Source organism: Sphingobium sp. SYK-6 (genome assembly GCF_000283515.1).
GTDB lineage: Bacteria > Pseudomonadota > Alphaproteobacteria > Sphingomonadales > Sphingomonadaceae > Sphingobium > Sphingobium lignivorans.
Genome location: NC_015976.1, coordinates 2,399,145 through 2,419,227 on the forward strand (window position 1 = coordinate 2,399,145; position 20,083 = coordinate 2,419,227).

The window sequence follows — 20,083 nt, forward strand, 5'->3', positions numbered from 1 at the left end:
ACGGTAATCCAGTTCCGGCCATCGCCCTACCCTCGCGCGCATGGCCGAAATCACCATGCCTGCCGGCGACCTTGAAGATGTCGAGATCGAACTTGACCAGAATTTTCAGGTCAACCGCAGCGCATGGACCGGACGCAGGCGTGTCACTGGCATGCCGGGCGTGCAGAAATGGTACGCCAGCGCGACGGTTCCGGATATCGCGACGGAGGAAGACGAGCGCCCGTGGCGCCTGTTCCTGCTCTCCCTGCGCGGCCCCCTGAACTGGTTTCGCTTCCCGGTCGCGTGCAGCCAGCGCGCCGGCTCTAACCCCACGGTCCGTGCCGGTGGCGGGCCATTCACTAGCCTTCCGCTTGAGGGGCTACCGAACTCGGCGACCGTCCTGAAAGGTGGACAGTATATGACCGTGCCCCTCCCGTCCGGGAGGCATCGGCTCGTGATGCTTACCGCCGATCTGGTCACGAACGGCTCCGGTCAGGGGACAGCCACGTTCGTCCCTGAACTGACCGAGACGCCAACGACCGGGGCGATAGTCGAAACGATCAACCCCTTCCTCATGGCGGCACTCACTGACAGTCGGCAAGGCTGGAAGCTCAGCAATGGCGTGAGCGTCTTCCAGATCGTCGCAGAGGAGGCGTTGTGAGCCGCCCCGACGCAACGGCATCGGCGGCGCTGGATCACGACTTCATCCGCCCGGGCTTTTTCTGCTTCCTCGACATCGTCGGCGATCCGTTTCGCATCAACACGCTCGGCGTGGACCTGCTCATTACCGGCACGCCCTATCCGGAAATGAACGACCAGACGTTCCTTGGGGTAACCGGCAGGCTCGTTGATATCGGCCCGGTCAATGTGAAGGGCGGCGGCTCTGACAGCGTCATGGCCAGACTCTCCGGCCTGCGCGATCTCGACAACGATACGCTGAACACGATCGGCGACCGCGCCAACTGGCAGGGGCGAACGGCGATGCTCTGGCGGATGATCCGCGATGTGGCTGGTGCCCAGCAGGGCGCGATCCAGCACTATTACACGGGATACATGACCTCGCTCGCCATTTCCGGCGAACCGCAGTCGCAGACCATCGAACTGACCATTGAAAGCTACCTCGCTGCATTCAGCGAGGCGAGTAACCGGACCTATCTCGATCAGGAATTGTTCGATCCCGGCGACCTGTCGGCACGCGCCAGCATCGCCATCGCGAATGGCATATCCGGCAATCCGCTGATGAGCAACACGCAGACCAATTCCGGCGGTGGCGCTCGCCCGGTCGGATATTCCGGGCAGCCGCTCAAATGATCGCGCGTCGCCCCGATTGGGAGGTGCGGCTGTCCGCATATCTCGCTGAACGGTTCGATGCGATCGTGTTCGAATGGGGGGCGAGCGACTGTGCCCTTTATACGGCCGATGCCGTGCTGGCGATGACGGACGCTGACATCGCCGCGCGGTTCCGGGGCAAATATTCGACGGCGGCTGGCTCGGCCAAAGCGCTCAGGAAATATGGCGCCGGGACGCTCAAGGACACCTTCGATACGCTGCTTCCGCCCAAGCCTGTCGGCTACGCCCGGCGCGGGGACGTTGTGATGCACGACGGCGCGGTTGGCATCTGCATCGGTGCCGATGCGCTTTTCATGCGGCTCCCCGAGGCTGGGCCGGGCCTTGAGCGCATTCCCCGGCCGGACTGGTCGCATGCCTGGAGCGTCGGATGAGTGGCGTTATAAAGGCGGTCGGCAAGGTCGCCGGCATCGTCGCGGCGGGACTCGCCATCGCGACCGGCGTCGGGGCAATCGCTGGCGCGACCATTATCGCAGGCATCGCGTCGGCTACGGCTGTCATGACCGTGGCCGGTGTCGTCTCGGTCGGCGCCTCGCTGCTCACACGCCCCAAGGCGCCCTCCGTCTCTCCTGCAACGACCGACCGCCTGACGGCGAGTATCGACACGAAGGCCTTTCGCAAGCTCGGGTTCGGCAAGACGGCGCTGGCGACTGATATCCGCGATCAGGAGATCACCGGCGCGGAGCAGGACGAGGTCCACCGGTTCGTTGTCCTTGCCAGCCACAAGATTGCATCGATCGATGAGCTTTGGCTTGACGACAAACTGGCGTGGACGGCCACCGGGGGTATCGCCGCCGAGTTCCTGGGATATCTCGGCGTCGAGGGCTACACCGAGGGGAGCGCGGCGAACGCCAAGAACATCAGCCCGCGCATGGGTAACACGCGCCGATATACCGGCCTTGCGTGGATGTATCTGCGCTTCAAGGTCTCGGGCAACAGCAAGAAGGCCGAAAGCCCGTTCGCGCAGTCCATCCCGTCGCGCGTCACCATCGTTGGCAAAGGCGCATTGGTCTATGATCCACGCCTCGACAGTACCGTTCCGGGTGGCTTCGGCCCCATGCGTGCGGACGATCAGACTACCTGGGGCTGGGATGATGACGCAGCCCGCAACCCGGCCCTGCAAACGCTCTGGTATCTCCTTGGCTGGCGCATCCAGAACCCCGTCACGAGCGAATGGCGTCTCGCTGTCGGCAAGGGGATTCCGCCGGCACGCATAGACCTCGCCAGCTTCATCACGGCGGCGAACCTGTGCGATGAGCCGGTGGCGCTCGCCGGTGGCGGGACGCAGCCGCGCTATCGCAGCGACGGCCTGTTCTCCGAAGGTGATCCCACGTCGGTCGTGCTGGACCAGCTCAAGGCCAGCATGAACGCCGAGCTGGACGACCTCGACGGCAAGATCAGGATCACGGTCGCGCACAACGACCTCGCCACGCCGATCGCCGACTTTTCCGAAGACGACATTCTGGGCGCCTTCACATGGGATCAGACCGCGCCGCTTGAAGAAATGTTCAACGTCGTGCGCGGCACGTTCATCGATCCGTCGCCTCAGTCGCTTTATCAGGCGGTCGACTTCCCGGAAGTGCGCATCGATAGCCCTGACGGGATTGATCGCTATCAGCCTGTCAATTTCCAGACCGTGCAGGATGCGCGACAGGCCCAGCGACTCGCCAAGCAGCGCATCGCGCGGATGCTCTATTCTGGTCGCTTCACGGCGACTTTCGGTCACCGCGCATGGAGGGTTCAGAAGAACGACGTTGTCCGTTTGACCTTCGCCCCGCTTGGGTGGACCAACAAGCTGTTTCGTGTCGTCCAGACCGCCGTTCAGGTTGACGGCCAAGTGCCGATGGTACTCCAGGTTGAGCATGCAGATATCTATCTGTGGGATGCTGACGAGCGCCCGGCAATCGAGCCCGTAGAACCAACCACCTATGACCCGTATCTGAACCCCATCTATCAGGATATCGTCGATCCGAAATATGGCGACGGGACGTCAATAGATGATTTTCGAAGCACGGTTGAAACTCAGATAGGAGATATACAGGACGCACTTGAAGGCATCAGCGGAGAGTTTGTCCTTACCGGCCAACTAACCAATCCTTCCTTCAATATATTCGCATATGCCGATGGAACTCTGGTATCCACAGCCGGGGCTTCCGGCACTTTCATCGTCAAGCAGGGCAATACTGTTGTCCCGGCATCGTCTGTCGAGTTCAGTTCTTCCGCTTCTGCGGGTGTGACAGGCTCTATAAATGCGGACGGCGATTATTCGGTCACCGGCCTTACCGTCGACAATGGCTCACTTACGCTGACCGCAATATATGCCGGCGTGCCACTGACTCAGATATTCAAGGTCACCAGGACGATAGTCGGTTACGAAATCGTTTCCTCTCTGCCGACCACCAATCTGTTCGAAGGCCGCGTCGTGTTCCTCGATACGGACGGCAAGCTCTATCGCTATCACGCCAGCGCATGGACGAAGGCTGTTGAGGCCACGGACATCTCCGGACAGATCATTGCGAGCCAGATCTCCGATGGCGCGGTCAGCATCGCCAAATTCGCGTCGGGCATACAGCCGGTGGCAATCGTCAGCAGCGTGCCGGGCTCTCTGTCCACCCGCGCCGTGTTCAATACGACCGATGGGAAGCTCTATCGCTGGAATGGTTCGGCCTATGTCGCTACGGTCCCCACGACCGATCTGACGGGCACCATCATAACGGCGCAAATCGCAGATGCGGCGCTGACCACGGCCAAATTCGCATCCGGCATACAACCCGTGACGATTGTCAGCGCCGTGCCGGGCTCGCTCTCGACGCGCACCGTCTTCAACACCACCGACGGCAAGATGTACCGCTGGAATGGTTCGGCCTATGTGGCGACTGTCCCGACCAGTGATCTCACCGGCACCGTCACGGACGCGCAGATTGCCGGGATGGCCGCGAGCAAGGTCACAGGAACGCTGTCTGACAGCCAGCTTGCGGCGATTTCGGCGGCGAAGATCACCGGGCAAATCACCTCGACGCAGATCACGGACGGCGCGATCAGCACGCCCAAGCTCGCCGCCGGTTCCGTTACCGCCGCCCAGATCGCAGCTGACACCATCACGGCAGCGCAGATCGCGGCGGGGGCAATTACGGCGTCTGAACTGGCAGCTGGGTCAGTGATTGCCGGGAAGATCGCTGCGGGCACTATCCAGGCCATTGACATCGCGGCTGGGGCGATCACGACCGCCAAGCTCGCCGCGGGCGCGGTAACGGCGAACGAGATCGCCGCCGATACGATCACGGCGGGGCAAATCGCCGCAGGCGCGATCAGCGCCAGCGAGATCGCGGCCGGTGCCGTGGTGGCAGGAAAAATCGCCGCCAATGCCGTCACGTCCAATGAGATACTTGCCGGGAGTATCACCACGGCGAAAATCGCCGCCGGAGCGGTCACAGCGACGCAGATCGCAGCTGACACCATCACGGCAGCGCAGATCGCGGCCGGCGCGATCTCGGCAAGCGAGATCGCCGCCGGGGCGGTCACCACCAACAAGCTGGCGATTATTCCGGAAAGCCTGATACCGGACCCCTATTTCCGCGACCCGACCTATTGGGCCGGTGGCGGCGTGGATGCTGGGGGTTGGTTCCCGGAAAATAGCGCTACCGGTAACTTCATAGAGGCGCTTGGTGCCCCAAGCGGCCTCACGCTGGCGCCGATCGGAGCGACGATTAAGTATGCATGGGGCGCAGTGCTGCCGTTCTCCGGCGTCGGTCAGGTGCTCAGGCTTCGCTTCAGGGCGCTCAATCCGGGCGCTGATGCCATGATTGCGACTCTGTTGTTCCGCGACAAGAATAATGCGGTCATTCCCGTCTATCTCTCGATCAATATCCCCGCCGGCACGTCCTCACCGCAAACATTCACCGCGCAGCAAGTCGTCCCAGAAGGCACCTGTTTCATTCAGCAGGTCGTCTACAATGATGGATCAGTCGCGAGCGCCAGTCACCGATCGATCACCGCGCTCAAGCTGGACGTAGCGGCGAGCGCCGAACTGCTCGTCGACGGCAGCATCACGGCTTCCAAGATTGTCGCCGGCTCCATCACCGGCGACCGTATCGCCGCCAACACGATTGCGGCCGGGAATATCGGCAGCGAGCAGATCACGGCGGACAAGATCGCGGCGGGGGCCATCATCGCCGGGAAGATCGCGGCCAACGCCGTGACCGCGCTGACAATCGCGGTGGATACGATCACGGCCAGCAAGTTCGTGACGGACGCTGGCGTCGATCTGGCGGCCATCGTTCCGGGGGCGATCAACACGGCGACCAGCGCCACGCAGGTGAGCCCCGTGAACATGAACGACACCACCAGCTCAAGCCTGCCCCTGCTCGCGACATCGGGCATAGCGTGCGGCGCGGACGATTTCATTTATCTGCGAATTCGCGCGCAGATCACCGCGTCCTCAAGCTTCATCGGCATCGTCTATGTCGACCGCTACGTCAACGGGGTCCTCAGTTCGACGCTCGGGGGCTATATCGGGGACAGCAACAGCTTTCTGGGCGTCTCCGGGGCCCAGACGCGCACATTTACCGTGGAAGACGGCACGCATCCGGCCGGGCTGATCCACTATGTCCTGCGCGCGGTCTGCACCGGAGGGACGGCTACGTTCAATAATTCGTACATCTCCTATCGAAGGTTCGCGATGAAATGACCGTGCATCTGTTCGTCGTGGACCCCGAAACCGGCATGTCGATCAGCCGCATCGAAGTCGCGTCCGTCGAGCTGGCTGCGCAATATCCGACGCCTGACGGCTACAGCCTCTACGTCTTTAACGAAGCGCTCGGAGACCCTGCCGATTTCCACACGGCGAAGGATGGGGACGAGATCATATTCGTGCTGCGCGCGGCCGATCCCGGCGTTGAACTGGCCCTCGCCAAGGTCGAGCGCTGGGAAGCGGTGAAGCGCATCCGCGACGCAGCGTTCCTCGTCACGCCCACGGTGTTCGGCAGGTTCGACAGCGATCAGGCGGGGCGGGACAATATCGCTGGCAAGCTCGCCGAGTTCCGCGAGCTTGAGGCGCTCGGCATGGCGCTGCCGGAAGCAGTGACATGGAAGCTCGCCGACAACACGTTCATCGATACCCTGACGCCGACGCAGCTCCGGCAGGTCGGCGTGCGCTTCTCCCAGTATCGCAGCGATGTCTACGCGCGGTCGTGGGCGTTGGAAACGGAAATCGGCGCTGCGACTTCAATCTCAGCGCTCATGGCGATCGACATCCATGAAGGCTGGCCAATAACCTGAAAGGACCTGACATGAATGACTTGCACGACCTGGTCACATCCGAGCCCTATGGCGCGATGATCGCCGCGCTGGAAGCGCTGCAGCCCACCTATCTCGCTGATCCCACGATGGCACCGCATATCAACGGATCGCTGACCTGCCTGCGCAACCTGCGCGCCGCCACGCCCGCCCCAGAGACGGAAGGCGATCCGGACGAACCGGAGCCAGCGCCCGTATGAACCACCGACGACGGTAAACCGAAACTAGCCGCCTGCCTACCCTTGCTGCGAACCTCAACAGGATCGCGGCATGGCTCTCGGCGAACTTACTCTTTCGACCACTCAGGGCGTGCAGGGCAGCCCGTTTCAGGCGACGATCAACGGCCTGACCACTGGCAATGTCGAGGTGTTGGCCGATGGCTCTCCGGGGTTCTCGACGGTCAACGGAAAGCTCCGCAGTGAAGGCCTGCCCTACCCCGTCTCGACCGTTGTGCTGCGCGAATATGAGCCGGGCGTCGGCGTCGGTTACCGGGACAGCAGGATCGACATTCTGGCCGCCACGACCGCCTCTAGGCTGGCCCTTGCCCAAAGCATGATCGCCGATGGGCGGACACTGGTGCGCTGGAGCACGGCGGGGGCTGTGCAGGCAGATGGGTCTTACGAATATCGGGTCTACGCCGAGGACGATCTCGGCGCCACGACAAGTGCGCTTGTTGGTAGCGCCACCCCCACGCCGACGCCGACACCCGGGACCGATGCGGTGCGGGTCGCCGTGTCGACCGGCTATCATTCCGGCAGCGATTCCGGCATTCAGGCGGCACTGGCAGGCAACAAGACGCTCAAGAGCCGGTTGACCCGCTCCATCGCGTCCGGCGCGACGGAGACGTTCGCATGGCGGCTCGCCGAAGCCGTCCCGGCCAACGGCCTCGATATCCTCTACATGGTATCGGCCACGGGCGGCGCGGTTGCCGCAGCCTACTCTCTCGACAGCACGAACGGCAGCAACGGCACATGGACCGCGCTTACCGCCGCCATGGCCTGGCCGACCAACAACGGCGGCGCCGGCGGCACAGCGCTCGGCGCGCATTATCGCCGCCAGCGGGTCAAGGGGCCGGGCACGGAACTGCCCAGCGGCGCATGGGTGCGGCTGGCCATCACCGCGCCCACCGGCGGCGCCTCGCTCTGGTATCCCGCGCTGTATCTGCGCCCCGACTTCCGGGCGAACATCTTCGCCAGCATCGGCGCATCGCTCGAAGCCTATCCGGTCAACAGCAAGGAGATGGAGGACGCCATCGTGGCGGCCGACCCCGGCGCCGACCCGATCTGGTTCAACTGGGCGCTTGGCGGCGCGACGCTCGCCCATCAGGCATCCGACGCGGCGGCCGGTCTTGCCCTGTGGGGGGACATCGTCGGGGCCGTCTATGAGGGTAATAGCGGTGGCAACGATGTCACCGCCGCGCGGCCGATTGACGATGATAGTCCGAGCGCCCTGACGGCGCTTGGTGATGCCTATGACGCCTATGTCGCGACGATCGCGGGCGGCATCCCGGCATGGGCGAAAATCTATTCCATCCGCCGCACCTTCCGCGCCTATTCGGGTGTCACGCCAACCGCACAAGCTGGCGGCATGCTGCCTTATGAGCAGCAGGTCTTCGGCCCCCGGATCGCGGCGCGCGACGCCAGCCTCATCTCCGCCGCGACAGGGGTGCAGCACTGCGACCTCTACATTCCCGCGATGCGCAGGCGCGCCGCTGCATCGGACGGCACGCACTGGTCCCTCAGCCTGCCCACCGGCAGTGTCTACGACTGGATGCGCGCCGAGATCATTCGCACGGTCTACGCGCATTTCCGAACCGGATCATGGCCGACGAAATCCTATGCCGAGATGCTTGTCGAGGCCGCCGAGTGGAGCCGGGATGTCGACGATTGCGACGAGGCGCAATGGGCACTCGACAGCCTGCCATCGAGCACACTTAAGACGTCCCTCTCCGCGCGCGTGACGGCGGCCTATCCCGCCGTGATCGATCGGTTTGGCAGCGCGGACGGCACCAATCTCAGCGCTCACACGGCCGATTCGGGGCAAGCCTGGGCGGCGCAATCCGGCGCCATGCTCATCAATGCCGGGCGCGTCTATCCGAGCAATGCCTCGGCATACAAGATGACATGGACGCCCCCGTCGGCGGTCTACAAGGCCGGCGCGACCTTCTATTGTGCGAGCGACACGGCCGTGGGTTACGGCATGCTGCTGCGTTACACGGACGGCAGCAATCGACTGCGCGTGGGTTATGACAGCGCCAACGACAAGATCGAGCTGGCGCAGACCGGCGGTACCCAACTGCTCGCGGCATCTGTGCTGACGCCGATCGTCGGGCGGAAGATCAAGCTCATGGCGGTGCCGCCGGAGATGGCCGACAGCGATCACTGGGAAGTCTGGCAGGGCAATGACCTTGGCGACTGGACCAAGGTCATCGAGGACAGCGCCGACGCCATCACCTACAGCGCAGCCTCCAGCATCGGCCTGCGCTGGGCCAACAGCCAGACCACAACGACCGGCAATCAGTGCGACGCGGTCTGGGCGCAGCCGGCGTCATGAACGCTCCGTCCCGCATCGATGTCGCCGGGCAACCGCCCTGCTGCCCCTGCTGCAACCGGCCGATGCCGCTGAAAGTGCAGCGCGGCCGACTCATGGTCATGAGCGAGCCCTGGCGCACCTTCTGGGATGGCCGGGAAATCCCGCTCTTCGGGCGCATGGAGAGCCGATATCTCTCGCTGCTGTTGCGGTTCGGCGAGGTGGGGCTCGGCGCCTTCGAGATGCTGCTGGGCGAGGACACGAGCGCGCGGGCCGTGCCCGTCCATATGAGCCGCCTGCGCAAGGCCCTGATCGGCAAGCCCGTGAAGATCGAGAATATCCATGGCTGGGGATACCGGCTCAAAATGGAGGACAATCCATGATGCGCCTGATTGCCCTCACCCTCGTCATCGCATCCCCTGCTGCGGCCCAGCTCAACCAGCTCGTGCGGCCCACCGCGCCGGGTGTTGCGCCCGCAGAGACGGGTGTCCCGACCCAATGGCATGTCCAGGCCTATATGGACAGCGCGCCGATCCCCGCTGCAGGTGGGCGGGACACGCGCATCGCGACGATGGATGCCCGGGCCGCACTGGCCTGGGCCATGGCCGATCATGACGCGCTGCTGAGCCGGATCGGCATCGACCCGGCCGAGCGCAAGGCCATGACCGCCGCTGCCGCCAAGGCGGTGCGGCTGCGTCCCCTGCTTGGGGAGGCCAGTGCGGACACCTTTATCGATGTCGAGGCGAGCGGCACCGGCGGGCGCAGGAGCTACGTGCGCATCGTGGCCACCCCCGCGCCGCAGTGATCTGGAGAATATAACATGGGGCGCACACTGAACATGGACAGCGATTTTCTGGACTGGCTCAAAGTCGGCGGGGCGGCCGGCGTCGGTATTGGCGGTGGCGCCGGCGTCTTCATGGGCCTGCTACTGTTTTTTCGGTGGATGCTCAACTTCATTGCCGGGCGAACCGACATCAATCAGCAGCGCCTCGATACGGTCCAGCACCAGTTGATCGAGGGGCTGCGTCGGGATGTCGCTGAACTGAAGGCAGAGAACAAGGCAATGCGCGCCGAGCTGGCGCAGTGCAACGAAAAGCACGCCGAACAAGCGCAGGAGATGGCGCTTTTGCGCGCTCAGCTCGGCATCAAAGGCGTGATCGCGCAGGAGGCCGCGAAGGTCGCTGCGGCTGACACGCTGGCACGAAAGGAGCGCGGCGAATGAGCGTCGATATCATCAAGACAGTGCAAGGTCATCTCAATATCCCCGCAGATGGCGTAGCAGGCCCGCAGACGTGGAATGCTATTGCCAAAGCTCTTGGCCTGCATAGTGCGGCTGCTCCGGGCATCCCTGATGACTACTGGCCGATGCTGAGCAAGATCGAAAGCAATGACAGGCCCTATATCAAGGCGCCGACATCAAGCGCGTCTGGCCTTTACCAGTTCATCAAATCGACGTGGCTGGGCGAAGGCGGCAAGTGGGGCAATGATCCCTCGCAGGCGTTCGGCGGCCTCAAGCCAACGGTCGAGGAACAGCTTGCCCGCGCGAAGACCTTCACGGAAAAGAACGCGCAGTTCCTCCGCAACCGGGGCATCCCGATCAACCGGGCATCACTCTATGCTGCGCACTTCTTTGGCCCGGCGACCGCCGCGAAGGTGATCGAGGCCGATGTCAACGCGCGCGCCGACCTGATCGCCGGGGATGCCGCGACAAAGGCCAACCCGTCCATTCTGAAAGGGAAGACAGTCGGCCAGTTCCTATCGTGGCTGCACGGGAAGACAGGGGCTTGGGCGCGGTGACCGACCCCCGCATTATCATCGGCACTCTGTTTATCGTGGCCTACTACGCCACACTATGGGTTATTGGCTTCCGACCTATGCCTGTCGAGAACGTCTCGCTGATTAAGGATGCGATGCTCCAGCTAGGCCCCCCGGTTGGGATCATCATCGGCGCACTGTTCCGCAGTGACAGGCGCGACGAAGAGGCCACGCAGAACACCGGACGCGCATTTGACGCCATCAAGGCTGCATCGGAAGGTCGAACGGTCCAGATCGATCAACCTGCTGACAAGCCTGTTCCGGTGAAGGAAGAGTGACCCGGCGCAGTGTGCTTCACTACTCGGCTGATCAAACCTTTCACTTCGAGAGGCCGGCCGGGTTCTATTAGAGAAATTATATCATGATCCCCCTCACCTCTGCAATAGCCTTCACGCGAGGAAACTGGAAACTGATCGGAGTAGGCGCTCTGGTGGTGGCGCTTGCCATTTCCCTCGCATGGGGTTTCCGGGTGGACGGCCTGCGCGCGGCCCGCACGGCAGAACGGGACCAGTTCGCACGCGAGAACAGGACATGGGCGGACAAGCACGCCATGCAGGAGCGATCGATCGTGGACCTGACCCGTGCCCTTGATGCCAAGAGCGCCGAGAGCGACAGGCGCGCCGAGGCTTACAGACAGCAGGCCGAGGATGATGCCCGGCGCCTCGCCGCGATGGACAAGGCGGCGACCACGACGGACCAGCGGATTGCCCGGCTGCGCGAGATCGCGAAGCAGGGGCCGTCCATGTGCGGCGTCGACGATGAGCTACGGGAGGCACTGAGCGGCATATGAGAGCGATACTGATACTGGCGGTGCTTGGCCTCACGGCCTGCGCCAGGACCGTTCCGACGCCGCCCGCGACGCAAATCAAGATCGTGCGGGAGGTTGTCGAGGTTCCTCGACCTTGCAATGCCACAAAGCCGAAGCGCCCCGAGCCGATGGCGCGCCCGCTGCCGACCGATCTGCGGACGCTCGTCGCCTTGCTGGCGGCCAAGCTGGAGGAATATAGCGGCCCGGGCAAGTTCGCTGATCGCATCGAGGGAGCACTGGATCAGTGCACGAAGGAATGACCTGTTAAGCGCCTGCCATTTCGCGAACATGTTTTCGGGACGTGTTAAGCAAAGTGGCGAGGTGCGCTCGATATCACGCATTGTGCAGCACTCGGAGGCTGCGCCTCGCCTTCAAGCCCGATGCCGAAGCAGAGCGGGAACCTCGTGACACAGCTATTGGCACCCTTGGGTCGTCACCCTCACACAGCCACCTTCTCCGGGCGACCGCGTCACAGCTCTGATATACTGGATTCACGCTCCAACGTCAAACCGCCATCCACCCCCAGCACAGCCACACAAGGCCGAGAGTGAAGCGGGCGCCGAGAAGGAAGTCAGACATCTTTCTGCTCCTCCAGGATTGCGCGGACGGCTAGACCGAGCGGGGTGAGGCGATAATATGTACACCCGGCGCACCCATCCGGCCATTCACGTTGCACCAGAGATGAATGACGGCACTCCAGTGCTGCCACTGCCTGCCGGGTAACACCTCTTGGCGGCGGACTATATTCCCCAGTCATACGCCTAATTACGCTTCTCTGCGCCTCGCTCAGCCGCGATGCTATCTCGGAGGGGGTGGTCATTCTGACTGCTCCGGGGTGTTGAGAGAGGCGAGATGCGACACTGCTTCGCTGTACGCCCGGTTCAAAGGCTCATCGCACAGTCGCAAGACAATCTCGTCGTCAACCGCCTTCGCCAGTGCCGCCAGCTTCTTCTCTGCATGCTCTGCGCGCTGGCGTTCGGTGGCGAGAAGATCGGCCATCCGGTCAGTCGTGTCCAGAATGGCGCCTATTGCGATCTTGACACCATGCTGGTTATCAAGGTCACCCCGCAAACAACGTTCCGCCTCGCCGATGGCAAGGGCGACACCTTTCTCTGCCGCATGTGCCTCCATGTACTGGAGGTAAACTTCCCGCGCGCGGCGCAGAACCACCAGCCCCGCCGCTGGCACCGGATCGGGCGCGGTCATGGGCGCATATACCAGTCGGATTTGCAGCAACGCAGGCAAAGCACCCTCACAAATTCCGGATGAGGGAACTTCGGCAAAACGGGCGGCAGCGGCTTACGCTCAACCGTGCGCATCTTGTGGATGCCCATCCTACAGAGCCATCTATGCTTTCCGAAGTCGCTCACTTACCGCTCTCCAGCTTGGCGAGGGTGGCGCGGGTACGTTCTTCAAACGTTTCAGCCATGACGGACGGTTTTCCTGAAAGGGTGCTTATGAGGATATTGAGCGCGGCAAACCCGTTCGCGGCGTCTTTCAGCGCCTCCAGCACCTCCTCCCGCGCGGCCGATGGTCCGGCGTGGGTGAGGCGGTGGGCAGCAAGGGTGGCCGCAACTTTGTCAATATCCGCCTCATAGTATCCGTCATGCGAAACAATGTTGGCCGCAGATACCAATTGGTCGGCTAAGGAGTAATCAGCATCCGTCACCCCAACGGCAGGCGGCGGGGGAGTGGAGCGCTTGTTCCATGCGGTTATGGCTTCGTCAGATGTTGCAAGCATCGGGCCCGCGCAATCGCAGATATCGCACTCAACCACAAAATATGGCGCGCTCTCTGCGTTTTGGCGTACGGCAAGCTTGTCCGCATTATTGCACCATGGACACGGCAGCAGTTCCCCCGCCCCATCTTGCGGCTGCTCGGCCGATGTGGGCGCAGGGGCGGCGGGCGTGGTCAGCAAATAGTCGAGGGCGCGCTGCCAGAACGGATCAAGCCACCCCTTGAAGTCGGCAATCAATTCAGCGCGCGAAATCGGGTCGCCGCTATCGTTGTAGAACAACGTCTCGGCTCCCTCGTGGTTTTTCGGCGCGGACGGAAAAACCTCACCGAGGCCCTGCTCGGCGGCGGCGGGCGTGGGTGTCTGTGTCATGCACGCTTCCTTTCAATGAGAAGGGGGATATCCGATCGAGGAAGGTCATGGGCAGCACCTCGGAGAACCGCCGCAGAGGTTCATGTCGTCGCCATAGACGAACAACTCCACCTCAACGGGCCACTCGGAAGGGTTGCCGCACCGGACGCAATCGAACTCGATCCTGCCATTCCGATAGGTGAGGCCGTCAGGTAGGCCGAGAATGTCACTCGCGTCCCATTCGTCGCAAGGGTCGTAACCGATGCGGTCCAGAAGGTAGCGAAGGCCAAACAGGGTGACTATGCGGCCAGAGATCGGCTTGCTGGCGGGCCGTGTATCAGCTCGGAGGCTCACCCCTCCGCCCCTGTGTTTGAGGGGGAGAGGCGGGCCTGAAGCGCGCGCTCGTGTTGCGCCAGTATCTGGTCAACGCGCTGCGCCATGCGGTAAGGGTCGCGTGAGTGCCCCACATGCCACCCCTTGCACTTGGGACACCAATAGACATTCATCGCGCAATTTTTCAGCCGCTTGACGACGATGCAGGCGATTTCTCTTGTCCGGTGACGCTTCTTGCCGGAGCATCCGTCTCTGCTCACTGGTTCAACCCCTGTTCGCGTGCGGCATTCAGCCGCGCCATTGCTGCATCGCTGCCGCCTTGATCGGGATGGGCTTTCATGGCGAGCGAGCGATAGGCGGCATTGATTTGCTCACGCGTGGCCGAAACAGGCACGCCAAGCACCTGCCACCACTGCTCCGGCGCAGGGAGCGCCTGATAGCCCGCAAAGGCCTGCGCTGCCGTGCCGACGCCCCAGCGATCCATCCCGCGCAGTGCCTCGATGTGCTTGGCAATGGCAGCGATATTATCTGCCACTCGATCCCACTTGTCGCAGGCGAGCACGGTGTCTTTGCCCTGCAAGCGGAAATAGACAGCGGCACCGGGGTCTTGCGGCTCTGGCTGGCCGGAGCGCGGATTACCATCAAGGCGCGTCTCCAGATTTGTGGAGAGCGTCACATAACCGGCGCGCAGCATGTCCAACTCATTCTGGAGCCGGGCACGTGCATCTGCGACGGTGAGATTGGTCTTGTATCCGTTGCGCCCGGTCGTGCCGAACTTCGCGCTGGAGCGGTATCGCTCCCGTGGCCAGCCAGTTGGCCATTGAAGCGGGAACGCTTGGACACCAGTATTGGCACTAGTCATATCAACGCACCCCTATGCGTTCGTGTGGCAGGCCTCGGTCGCGCTGGCAGGCGCTGCCGGGCCGTTCATGACTTCACCGCGCGAATGCCTTCGATGATCTCTTCAAGCTCGTCGACATATTCGTCTCCATTCCCGGGAAACTCGGTCACGCCGGTAGAAGGGTCGTAAGAGCCATGCTCCTGCACGTATTCGTCGCGGCGCTTCTCAACGAATTTGGCGGCAAGCTCGATGCCAGCGGTGAGTTGCGTTGTCACCGCTGCCCCCTCTTTGAGGCAGCGAGGCTTGTCGGGGACGACCTCGTACTCATGAAAGCCAGTTAGCTTGACGCTATAGGGTCGATAATGTTCGGTGGAGCGAATGTCCGCATACCCGCAGTCAACGGCGGCGGCATGAACGGCATGCTCGATCTTGTTGATGTGGAACGCCTGCCAATTTAGGTTGACGTTCGCTTTCTGGGATGCCTTCGGGCCTTCAGCGTGAAGCGCCCTATCGGACAACTTCTGCATCTTCCTGCGCTCGTCGCGCAGGTTCTTCACTGCGTTGAAGAGGCGCTCCACGTCTTCAAGGTGCGCAACCATTATGCTGCCACCTTAAATTCAACCCAGAGGTTAGAGTGAACGCGAGCCTTGTACTGATCGCCGTTCACGTAAAGCTTGAAGTCGTCTATCCAGGTCGGGAAGCCTTCGACCTGCGCGCCGGAGAAGCAATTATCAAGCGAGTACACGCGAACATCCGTGGCAGCTGCGATTGCCGAGGTGAATTCCTTCGAGTTCTTTCTGACTGTCCGTTCCATCGTGCTTGCCTCCGTATCTGATATGAGTTATTTATCTCATATCACTTATAGGGTCAATACCTCATATGAGAAATAATGCAGCCTTGGCACACAAAGTCATATGCGATACGCCCCGACGCGTGGGCAGAATCAAACGATGGGCCGAGGACATGCAGGCGCGGTTCGCCGAGGGGACGTTCGCGCGCATCGCGCGTGTGCTGAAGGATGGCGAGGACCGCACAGACTTCGTGCGCGAGGCCGTCGAGGCAGAGCTTAAGCGGCGAGAGAAGTAGCCTCGGGGGCGATTGCAGGCGCTGCCGGGGCCGTTTGTTTCCGTGAACAGTAAGGGAACAGGTTGTGCCACTTTCTGTGACACCATGAACCGATGCGGGGCGCGTGTTTCGCGCTTTCCTAGTTGACCGTGTAGCCCGGAAAACCTAGGGAAATCCCCAATCGCCGGATTAGCACAGTGGTAGTGCAGCGGTTTTGTAAACCGAAGGTCGGGGGTTCGAATCCCTCATCCGGCACCAGCAATCCACCACAACCACCACCATTTAGATGTTTGATCTCCAAGTGTGATGGTACGATTGCCAAACTCACGCAAGCTTCCGTCGTTGCATTGATGCTCTCCGTTCGAGGAAAACGCCTTGTCTCGGTGTCTTCCAAACCGTCGCAGGCCAAATTTTTAAATCGAGCTCAGCTGCTTCTCAGATGCGCGCAATCAAAAGGCAATCGCGGCGGCCCAACTCTCGTTTCCCCGTTTGTTTCCTTCGTGCCATTCGCTATTGCAGGCTTAAATGCGATCGAGCCCAGAATATCCCTACCCGTTAAGGATCGCGAGCCGCTGGCTGAAACTCTCCATCCATGCGGACGCTTTTCGTTCCAATCCTCCTGCTTACCTGACGGCCCTATGGTGGCGTCTTTGTCGCAAGAAAGTACGTTCGCGCAGCCAGTTGGCTCCGTTGCTCGGCACTTCAAGAAGAGCCTACGATGCGTGGGTGCTCCGGAAAGAAAAACCCAACCCTCCCGATCATCTTCGTGGAACGGCACCCTCCATACTGGCGCTGGTCGAGGGCGGCGCGGATCAGGCACTTGTGGAGCAAACTCTACGGAATCTGGCCTCCGAAGGCCTGCCGTCCTTGGTGATCGGCTCGGAGAATACGCCTACCCTTTCCGAGGCGATCCAGAAGATCGACTGGAGTGTCGCGCCCTGGCTGATGCCGATTGCGGCTGGTGATAAGCTCGCCGCAAGCGCCGCAAGCGCCTACCGAGCCGCGATCTCCGGGACGGAATCACGGCTGGTATATGCCGATGACGATCTTCTGACCCGAAAGGGCCGGCGCACCGCGCCGCATTTCAAGCCCGACGGGAACAGCGAGCTGTTCTGCCATTTCGACTATCTTTCGGGCACCTGTGTGCTGCGTGCATCTCGCGACGAGTTGGAGGCGATTGCGGGGGCGAACGACTGGATGCGCCAGCTGGTGTTTCAGGCGATGGGAAAGGAGGCGCCGCTGCATGTTCGCAAGATACTGCACCACAGGAACGATCGTCCGCGTCCCCATGTGCCCCCGGCTCCTGCAGTTCTGTCACGGGACTTGCCGCCCATCACTGTCATTGTTCCCACACGCAACCGAGCGGATCTGCTGAAAACTTGCATCACAGGCATCGCGCGCACGGACTATCCGGACGTGGACGTGATCATCGTGGACAATGACAGCGACGATCCGGAAACCCTGTCCTTTCTCGCCGGTCTCGAGCCGGCGCGCCACCGGGTGATACGCCACCCCGGCGCGTTCAATTATTCGGCGATCAATAATCGTGCCGTGGAGCAGGCGCGCACCCCGCTTCTATGCCTGCTGAACAATGACATCGAAGTGATCGAGCCGGGCTGGCTGGCGACACTGGCGGTTCAGGCCGTGCGCGAGGATGTTGGGGCGGTGGGGGCTCGCCTGCTGTATCCGGATGGTCGGATACAGCATGCAGGCGTCGTGATCGGCATGGGCAATGCAGCTGGACATGCCCATCGCTTCCTGCGTCCCGAGGAAGAGGGTTACTTCCATCGCCACGCGCTGCCCCAATTCACCTCGGCAGTGACTGCGGCGTGCCTTGTGGTTGAGCGAGAGCGATTTCTGGCGGTGGGCGGGCTCGACGAGCGGCTTTTCCCGGTCGCCTTCAACGATGTGGACCTTTGCATGCGCCTCAATCGGCGGGGATGGCAGTCTTTTTATGAGCCTCGTGCGACGCTGATCCACCATGAATCGGTTTCACGCGGGTTTGACCGCGACCCTGCCGGAGCGGCGCGGTTTGCCGGGGAACTGGCAGCGCTCAAACAGCGATGGGGTACTGACACGGCAGTCGATCCCTTTCATCATCCGCAGCTAAGCCGCGCGAGTGAGCTTTTTGTCGTGGACCTATAAAAACATTATGTTGGTCGAACCAGAAACCAGGTCCGTTGGCCGAATTGCGTTGCCGGAAGTAACCCTGTGCGCGGTCACGTCAGTTAATATTGCGGCGACTATTCAAGCATTGGAGAGGAGCCTGGGTGAAATTGACTTCGGGGCCTGTAAGCTGTTTACCAATAGGCCGGTTTCGATCGATCCTCGGAAAATTACGGTTGTTCCGATATCACGACTGGAATCGTCAGCCGCTTATTCCGATTTTCTCCTCTCGGCCCTGGCGGACCATGTAGAAACCTCCCACTGCCTGGTAACACAGTGGGACGGGCATGTGATCGCCCCGCATTTATGGCGTCCTGAATTTCTCGCTTATGATTACATAGGAGCAAGCTGGCCCCAGTTCGACGATGGCCATGATGTCGGGAATGGAGGCTTTTCCCTGCGCAGCAAGCGTCTGATGGAAGCCTGCAGGGAGCCGGAGTTCAGGAAGTCCCACCCGGAAGATATCGCCATCGGGCGAGTCAATCGCACCTGGCTTGAAAGCAAGGGGATGCGCTTCGCGCCGCGGGCGCTCGCCGATCTCTTTGCGGCGGAACGGGCAGGAGAACTCGGGAGCGGCTTTGGTTATCATGGCGTGTGGCACATGCCCCGCGCGATTGGTGTCGAGGCTTTCTGGTCCCTGTATCAGGGTCTCGATGATCGCGGCACGATCAAGCACGATTTTGCGCGTATCCTGGGGGAAGTGGGGCGCGGCGCCGGGGGCCTCCCGCGCGCGATCAGAATGATTTTGGACCATGTCGCAGATCGGCTAAGGGGAAGTGGCCGTGATGACGCCCATGCCGGCCCGGCAGAAAGGCCTGACGAATTGTGATGAATCCTCTTCCCGGTGTGCCGCTGGTCGAATCGCCTTTGTTTCCCAAGCTTAAGGATTCGCTGGGATTAACGGCCGAAGAGGAAAGGATCGCGACCAGCCTCCATGAAAATGGCTATGCCGTGCTGGACTTCCCGGATGCCGACCTTCACGCGCGAATTGAACGGATCAAGCATAACCTGGGGCCGCGATACGGGATCGATTTCAACGATCCGCAAAGCGACAAGACTGTAGGCGAACGCCGCATCCAGGATGCCTGGACATTTGACGAAGATGTGCGCGCAATCGCTGCGAATGCCGCAGTGATGGACCTGCTGAGCAAACTTTATGGCCGTCGCGTTTTTCCTTTTCAAACGCTGAACTTCCCGGTGGGAACGCAGCAGGACGCCCATTCCGATTCAGTCCATTTTTCGAGCCTCCCCGAACGTTTCATGTGCGGAGTGTGGCTGGCAATGGAGGATATTGGCGCCGACGCTGGTCCGCTATTCTATTATCCCGGATCGCATCGCTGGCCGATCATGACGAACGCGATGATCGGGCGGCGAGGCTTCGGTAGCGACCTGCAGTCCGCGCAAGATCCCTATGGGCCGGCCTGGGACGCAATGCGGGACGCGTGCGATGCTCGGCAGGACATTTTTCTCGCGCGAAAAGGGCAAGCCCTGATCTGGTGTGCGAACCTGCTGCATGGCGGCACGCCTCAGGCCAACCCCCATCTCACGAGATGGTCACAGGTGACCCATTATTATTTCGATGACTGCATCTATTATACGCCGGCTTTCTCCGATGAAGCATTGGGGCAACTGCGGTTGCGCGACCTCGTGGGAATTGATGACGGGCAACCCCGCCTCAATCGCTACCTGGGGGAAGCACTGCCAAAAACTCCTGTAACGCCTCGTGCTTCCTTCCGGCGGCGCTTAATAAAGAGGATCCGAATTTGATGAACGTGGCGGTCAGTATTTTCATCGAAGGGGGAGCATCAACGCAATGACG

Annotated in this window: 23 protein-coding genes and 1 tRNA gene; 19 read left to right on the plus strand and 5 right to left on the minus strand. The window is 61.8% G+C overall.

Features of this window, described 5'->3' with window-relative positions; genetic code table 11:
* Positions 1-40 precede the first annotated feature (40 nt).
* The 14 genes from SLG_RS10980 (at position 41) to SLG_RS11045 (ending at position 12,033) form a co-directional block, all read left to right on the plus strand.
* Positions 41-640: a hypothetical protein gene (locus tag SLG_RS10980; RefSeq protein WP_014076539.1), complete on the plus strand. Its 600-nt coding sequence runs from the start codon at positions 41-43 to the stop codon at positions 638-640.
* On the plus strand, positions 637-1,290 hold the full coding sequence (locus SLG_RS10985; RefSeq protein ID WP_014076540.1) for a hypothetical protein: 654 nt from the start codon (positions 637-639) through the stop codon (positions 1,288-1,290). The genes SLG_RS10980 and SLG_RS10985 overlap by 4 nt, the downstream gene beginning before the upstream one ends.
* Positions 1,287-1,700: a DUF6950 family protein gene (locus SLG_RS10990; RefSeq protein ID WP_014076541.1), complete on the plus strand. Its 414-nt coding sequence runs from the start codon at positions 1,287-1,289 to the stop codon at positions 1,698-1,700. The genes SLG_RS10985 and SLG_RS10990 overlap by 4 nt, the downstream gene beginning before the upstream one ends.
* Complete coding sequence (locus SLG_RS10995; RefSeq protein WP_014076542.1) at positions 1,697-6,013, plus strand: hypothetical protein; 4,317 nt, start codon at positions 1,697-1,699, stop codon at positions 6,011-6,013. Before SLG_RS10990 ends, SLG_RS10995 begins: the two co-directional genes overlap by 4 nt.
* Positions 6,010-6,603: a DUF4376 domain-containing protein gene (locus SLG_RS11000; RefSeq protein WP_014076543.1), complete on the plus strand. Its 594-nt coding sequence runs from the start codon at positions 6,010-6,012 to the stop codon at positions 6,601-6,603. Before SLG_RS10995 ends, SLG_RS11000 begins: the two co-directional genes overlap by 4 nt.
* 11 nt (positions 6,604-6,614) lie before the next feature.
* Positions 6,615-6,821, plus strand: coding sequence for a hypothetical protein (locus SLG_RS11005; RefSeq protein ID WP_014076544.1), 207 nt, complete (start codon positions 6,615-6,617; stop codon positions 6,819-6,821).
* 70 nt (positions 6,822-6,891) lie between these two features.
* Positions 6,892-9,174, plus strand: a complete 2,283-nt coding sequence (locus SLG_RS11010) for a hypothetical protein (RefSeq protein ID WP_014076545.1) — start codon at positions 6,892-6,894, stop codon at positions 9,172-9,174.
* The gene (locus tag SLG_RS11015) at positions 9,171-9,533 is read left to right on the plus strand and encodes a winged helix-turn-helix domain-containing protein (protein ID WP_083853371.1); all 363 of its coding nucleotides are present in this window, start codon (positions 9,171-9,173) and stop codon (positions 9,531-9,533) included. The genes SLG_RS11010 and SLG_RS11015 overlap by 4 nt, the downstream gene beginning before the upstream one ends.
* On the plus strand, positions 9,530-9,955 hold the full coding sequence (locus SLG_RS11020; RefSeq protein WP_014076547.1) for a hypothetical protein: 426 nt from the start codon (positions 9,530-9,532) through the stop codon (positions 9,953-9,955). The genes SLG_RS11015 and SLG_RS11020 overlap by 4 nt, the downstream gene beginning before the upstream one ends.
* A 15-nt stretch (positions 9,956-9,970) precedes the next feature.
* Positions 9,971-10,372: a hypothetical protein gene (locus SLG_RS11025; RefSeq protein ID WP_014076548.1), complete on the plus strand. Its 402-nt coding sequence runs from the start codon at positions 9,971-9,973 to the stop codon at positions 10,370-10,372.
* Positions 10,369-10,947 (plus strand): peptidoglycan-binding domain-containing protein, encoded by a 579-nt coding sequence (locus SLG_RS11030; RefSeq protein WP_014076549.1) that lies wholly within the window; start codon positions 10,369-10,371, stop codon positions 10,945-10,947. The genes SLG_RS11025 and SLG_RS11030 overlap by 4 nt, the downstream gene beginning before the upstream one ends.
* Positions 10,935-11,243 (plus strand): hypothetical protein, encoded by a 309-nt coding sequence (locus SLG_RS11035; protein ID WP_041391936.1) that lies wholly within the window; start codon positions 10,935-10,937, stop codon positions 11,241-11,243. Before SLG_RS11030 ends, SLG_RS11035 begins: the two co-directional genes overlap by 13 nt.
* An 83-nt stretch (positions 11,244-11,326) precedes the next feature.
* Positions 11,327-11,755, plus strand: a complete 429-nt coding sequence (locus SLG_RS11040; RefSeq protein WP_148276565.1) for a hypothetical protein — start codon at positions 11,327-11,329, stop codon at positions 11,753-11,755.
* Complete coding sequence (locus tag SLG_RS11045; RefSeq protein ID WP_014076552.1) at positions 11,752-12,033, plus strand: hypothetical protein; 282 nt, start codon at positions 11,752-11,754, stop codon at positions 12,031-12,033. Before SLG_RS11040 ends, SLG_RS11045 begins: the two co-directional genes overlap by 4 nt.
* 556 nt (positions 12,034-12,589) lie before the next feature.
* Here SLG_RS11045 and SLG_RS11050 read toward each other — a convergent pair.
* From SLG_RS11050 to SLG_RS11070, 5 genes are all read right to left on the minus strand, one after another.
* Positions 12,590-12,979, minus strand: coding sequence for a hypothetical protein (locus tag SLG_RS11050; RefSeq protein ID WP_014076553.1), 390 nt, complete (start codon positions 12,977-12,979; stop codon positions 12,590-12,592).
* A 160-nt stretch (positions 12,980-13,139) separates the two neighbouring features.
* Positions 13,140-13,880, minus strand: a complete 741-nt coding sequence (locus SLG_RS11055) for a Lar family restriction alleviation protein (RefSeq protein ID WP_014076554.1) — start codon at positions 13,878-13,880, stop codon at positions 13,140-13,142.
* Between the two features lie 568 nt (positions 13,881-14,448).
* Positions 14,449-14,886 (minus strand): J domain-containing protein, encoded by a 438-nt coding sequence (locus tag SLG_RS11060; protein ID WP_197535667.1) that lies wholly within the window; start codon positions 14,884-14,886, stop codon positions 14,449-14,451.
* Between the two features lie 233 nt (positions 14,887-15,119).
* Entirely contained in the window at positions 15,120-15,632 is a 513-nt protein-coding gene (locus tag SLG_RS11065; protein WP_014076556.1) for a hypothetical protein, read from the minus strand.
* Entirely contained in the window at positions 15,632-15,847 is a 216-nt protein-coding gene (locus SLG_RS11070) for a hypothetical protein (protein ID WP_041391941.1), read from the minus strand. The genes SLG_RS11065 and SLG_RS11070 overlap by 1 nt, the downstream gene beginning before the upstream one ends.
* A gap of 119 nt (positions 15,848-15,966) precedes the next feature.
* On the opposite strand from SLG_RS11070, the gene SLG_RS21745 reads away from it, so the two are divergent.
* The 5 genes from SLG_RS21745 (at position 15,967) to SLG_RS11095 (ending at position 20,031) form a co-directional block, all read left to right on the plus strand.
* Positions 15,967-16,119, plus strand: a complete 153-nt coding sequence (locus SLG_RS21745; protein WP_158512716.1) for a hypothetical protein — start codon at positions 15,967-15,969, stop codon at positions 16,117-16,119.
* A gap of 162 nt (positions 16,120-16,281) precedes the next feature.
* Positions 16,282-16,356 (plus strand) — tRNA-Thr (locus tag SLG_RS11080).
* 267 nt (positions 16,357-16,623) lie between these two features.
* Positions 16,624-18,243 carry a glycosyltransferase family 2 protein gene (locus SLG_RS11085; protein WP_014076557.1) on the plus strand — a complete coding sequence of 540 codons (1,620 nt, stop codon included), beginning with the start codon at positions 16,624-16,626 and terminating at the stop codon, positions 18,241-18,243.
* Entirely contained in the window at positions 18,218-19,093 is an 876-nt protein-coding gene (locus SLG_RS20935) for a DUF5672 family protein (protein ID WP_269453879.1), read from the plus strand. Before SLG_RS11085 ends, SLG_RS20935 begins: the two co-directional genes overlap by 26 nt.
* Entirely contained in the window at positions 19,093-20,031 is a 939-nt protein-coding gene (locus SLG_RS11095; RefSeq protein ID WP_014076559.1) for a phytanoyl-CoA dioxygenase family protein, read from the plus strand. Before SLG_RS20935 ends, SLG_RS11095 begins: the two co-directional genes overlap by 1 nt.
* Positions 20,032-20,083: the final 52 nt, after the last annotated feature.